This is a genomic window from Bradyrhizobium sacchari (assembly GCF_002068095.1).
In the GTDB taxonomy this organism is placed as follows: Bacteria; Pseudomonadota; Alphaproteobacteria; order Rhizobiales; family Xanthobacteraceae; genus Bradyrhizobium; species Bradyrhizobium sacchari.
This window is the reverse complement of sequence record NZ_LWIG01000009.1, coordinates 87,189-90,589: the sequence shown is the minus strand read 5'-3', so window position 1 is coordinate 90,589 and position 3,401 is coordinate 87,189. Positions and strand designations below refer to the sequence as shown.

The 3,401-nt window shown below is 64.1% G+C and carries 5 protein-coding genes and 1 pseudogene; 4 read left to right on the top strand and 2 right to left on the bottom strand.

Translation table 11 applies throughout. From position 1 onward, the window contains the following. The 3 genes from A5906_RS44310 to A5906_RS13045 all read left to right on the top strand — a co-directional run. Window positions 1-732, top strand: a 732-nt coding sequence (locus A5906_RS44310; RefSeq protein WP_245326713.1) for an alkaline phosphatase D family protein, incomplete at its 5' end; no start/stop codon positions are given. 192 nt (window positions 733-924) lie between these two features. Continuing rightward, the gene (locus A5906_RS42530) at window positions 925-1,191 is read left to right on the top strand and encodes a hypothetical protein (protein WP_161495389.1); all 267 of its coding nucleotides are present in this window, start codon (window positions 925-927) and stop codon (window positions 1,189-1,191) included. Between the two features lie 21 nt (window positions 1,192-1,212). After that, window positions 1,213-2,031, top strand: a complete 819-nt coding sequence (locus A5906_RS13045; RefSeq protein ID WP_080135602.1) for an aldo/keto reductase — start codon at window positions 1,213-1,215, stop codon at window positions 2,029-2,031. A gap of 208 nt (window positions 2,032-2,239) precedes the next feature. On the opposite strand, the gene A5906_RS13040 is transcribed toward A5906_RS13045, so the two are convergent. Both A5906_RS13040 and A5906_RS13035 read right to left on the bottom strand, forming a co-directional pair. Further along, a complete protein-coding gene (locus A5906_RS13040) occupies window positions 2,240-2,467 on the bottom strand; it encodes a hypothetical protein (protein ID WP_080135711.1) in 228 nt (75 codons plus the stop codon). Window positions 2,468-2,640: 173 nt separating this feature from the next. Continuing rightward, window positions 2,641-3,093: a hypothetical protein gene (locus A5906_RS13035; RefSeq protein ID WP_080135601.1), complete on the bottom strand. Its 453-nt coding sequence runs from the start codon at window positions 3,091-3,093 to the stop codon at window positions 2,641-2,643. Between the two features lie 157 nt (window positions 3,094-3,250). Here A5906_RS13035 and A5906_RS46155 point away from each other — a divergent pair. Beyond that, window positions 3,251-3,401, top strand: a pseudogene (locus tag A5906_RS46155) (helix-turn-helix domain-containing protein); the annotation flags it as partial.

Genomic DNA, 3,401 nt, shown 5'->3' with positions numbered 1-3,401 from the left:
GCCCGCCGCGCCTTCTTCGACTTCATGCCGATCCGCGACATCGGCGCGCGGCAGCGCCGGGTCTATCGCAAGATCGCCTACGGCCCGCTGCTTGACGTCTTCATGATCGACATGCGCAGTCATCGGGACGATAGCTGGAACAAGGGCGACGATCATCGCGGCTGGATCCTGGGTGCCGAGCAGCTCGCCTGGCTGAAGCGCGAGCTTGCCGCCTCACGCGCGACCTGGAAGGTGATTGCGGCCGATCTGCCGATCGGCCTCATCAGCCTCGACGCAGTCGCGCTCGGCGATGGTCCGCCCGACCGGCGCGAGCACGAGATCGCCGATCTGCTCGCCTCGATCAAGCGCGCGGGCGTGCGCAACATCGTCTGGCTCACCGCCGACATGCACTACACGGCCGCGCATTACTACGATCCAGGCAAGGCCCAGTTCCAGGATTTCGAGCCGTTCTGGGAGTTCGTCTCCGGTCCTCTCCATGCCGGCACCTGGGGACCGGGAGAGCTCGACAACACCTTTGGTCCGGTCGCGATGTATCAGAACGGATGCAGTGCGGCTCAGGGCGACAATCTCGCGCCCTGTTTCGGGCTGCAATTCTTCGGCCGGGTCGACATCGACGGCGCGAGCGGCGTCATGACCGTGACCCTGAAAGATGTCGATAACCGCGATCTCTGGTCGGTTGACATAGAGCCGAGGCCGCAGACGCGCCCGGCCGTGGTCGCCCAGCACTCTTAAGGCGCACGCAGGCCGATGCCGCCGCGCGTCGGCCGGGTTACTGGCCGGGGTGCCTCCGCGCGCGCGTTCATCCAGTCCTGCGCTCGCGGTGCGGTGGGTGGCCGGACATAGAATTCGCCCTGCTTGGGGGAGCCCATATAGGCAAAACCGCCGGCATGCGCCGAAACGCTACCGGCGAGAGCCGCTGCCACAATGGCCATCGTCAAGAACGTCTTCATCAGGATTTTCTCCATCTCGCATGCGGCCCGAATGACCGCGGTGGTGGAGATGCTGGCAGGTGAGCGAGATGATCTGAAATGCCGTTTGGCTGTTGTGGCGATGCTTGCTGGGCATCTTGCTAAACTGATCTTGATTTGGCCCCGTTCCGGCGGGGAGCTACAATGTGCGTTCCCGCTACCCTCTTTTCCATTACCGAAGAGTCTGCTCACGCGGTATCGCCGCGTGCACCCGGCGGGTTGAAATACGTCAGGAGCCCGTTTTATGGACAATCTGAAGACGCAGGGTATCAGCATGCCCAAGCTCGGCCTCGGCACCTTCCGCATGCAGGGCGACGCCTGCCGGGCGGCGGTCGAAAGCGCTCTCGCGATCGGCTATCGCCATATCGACACCGCCGAGATGTACGCCAACGAAGAGGCGATCGGCGCCGCGCTGGCCGCAGCGCGCCTGCCGCGCGGCGAGCTGCACGTCACGACAAAGGTCTGGCACGAGAACCTCAGCCCCGATGCGATCCGCCGTGCCTTCGACGCCAGCCTGACCAAGCTGCGGCTCGATCATGTCGATCTCTATCTCGTGCACTGGCCGTCGTCGTCCGCGAACTGGGGCGCGGTGTTCGAGACCTTGATGAAACTGAAGGAGGAGGGGCGCACGCGAGCCATCGGCGTTGCGAACTTCACCACGGCGCTGCTCAAGATCGCGGTCGAGGACATCAGGGCGCCGATCGCCTGCAACCAGATCGAGTATCACGCGATGCTGGATCAATCGAAGGTGCTGGCCTATCTCAAGCCCAAGTCGATCCCGCTGGTGGCCTATTGCCCGCTCGCGCAGGGTCGCGTTGCGTCGGATCCGGTGCTGGCCGAGATCGGAGCCAGACACAATGCGACCGCCGCGCAAGTTGCGCTGAAATGGCTGCTCGACCAGGATGGCGTCGCCGCGATCCCGAAGGCCTCGCGCCGCGAGAGCCAGCAGGCCAATCTCGACGCGCTCAAGATCACGCTCGACGAGACCGACCGCAAGACGATCGCGGCGCTGCCGAAGGACAGGCGCTGCGTCAATCCAGGTTTTGCGCCGGCGTGGGATTAGCTGCTCTTCACCCTCTCCCCTTGGGGTGGCTCGCCGCGGCAGCGGCGAGACGGGTGCGGGTCTCTTTCCGCGCATGACTCCTGTGAGTTCGTGGAGAGATACCCTCATCCGCCTTGCGAGCGGCAAGCACTTCTCCCACAAGAGAGAAGGAAAAAAGAACGCAAAGAAATGGCCCCGTGAGGGGCCATTTCCACGTTTGCGTTGCGCATTAGTCCCAGTGGTGACGATGGCTGCGCTTGATCACCACGACCCTGTCGCCATGATGACGCCAGCCACGATGCCAGCCGTGGTCGCGGTGCATGCCGTATTCGGCATGCGCGGCGTACGGGCCGTGGTGATGACCGCGCTTGATCACCACCGTCTCCGCACTCGCCAGCGTCGGCGCTGCGATCGCGAGAGCGCCGAGTGCCGCAACCACATAACCAAGCTTCTTCATGATGTCCTCCTCCAATCGAATGCCAATCTAAACCGCGCACCCGGGTGAACGTTCCGGAGCAATCGCACGAGAATTCTGAACGAATGTTCAGACAGGGCATGATCCGCACCCGGAGGCCCACGCTCATGCAAAGTGTGGAGCGGTTTTCCGGAAGATCATGGTCGAGCGAAATCTCAATCGCAGCGCTGCTGCGCGGGCGTCGGCGCGCCCGTGGCGACGTATTTGCCGTCCCTGATCGTGTATTCGCCGCGCTCGCTGCGATTGTAGATCGCGCGCAAATTGCCGTCCTTCGCCAGCAGCAGCCCGAATTCGCGGGTCTGATGCAGCGAGGGGAAGTACACCATCACATTGAGCAGGCCTTCAGCGCTGACCGTGGCGGACACGACCTCGTTCTCGTCCCTGGCGTCGCCGAAATTGCGCCGGTACATCAACCGGCCGTCCTTCCGGATCTCGTAGGTCAGGAGCGCCCCCTTGTCGCGGTCTGGCCGGGCCGCGCAATCGACCGCCCAGGAGCCGAGCAGGCCCCATTGCTCGACGGTCGCCGCGACCGTCTCGGCACCGGCCGTGGACGTGTACGCAACCCACATCAATGCAGCCGTGGTGCAGCGGCCCAAGCAACGCGTCATGTATCGAAAAGCCCCGCCTCGAAGAACTCCAAAGTGTAGCATCCTGGGCGCGGCCGTCCACGCCGGTTGCCGATCGCGCGCGAATTTGATCCGCGTCAATGAGGCCGCTCGTAGCGGGGGTAGGATGGCAGCTCCGAAGGCGAACGTGGATAGACCAATGCTGAATCAAGTCATGGATTTTGCGGGCGAGGTGCTGCCGGGGAGCTGCGCCGTGCCGCCCTATTCGGAGACCGCGTTTCTGGCTGAGCTGGGCGACCGCCTGAGGTCCTCGCGCACCCGCTGCGACCTGTCGCGCCGGGAGCTTGCCC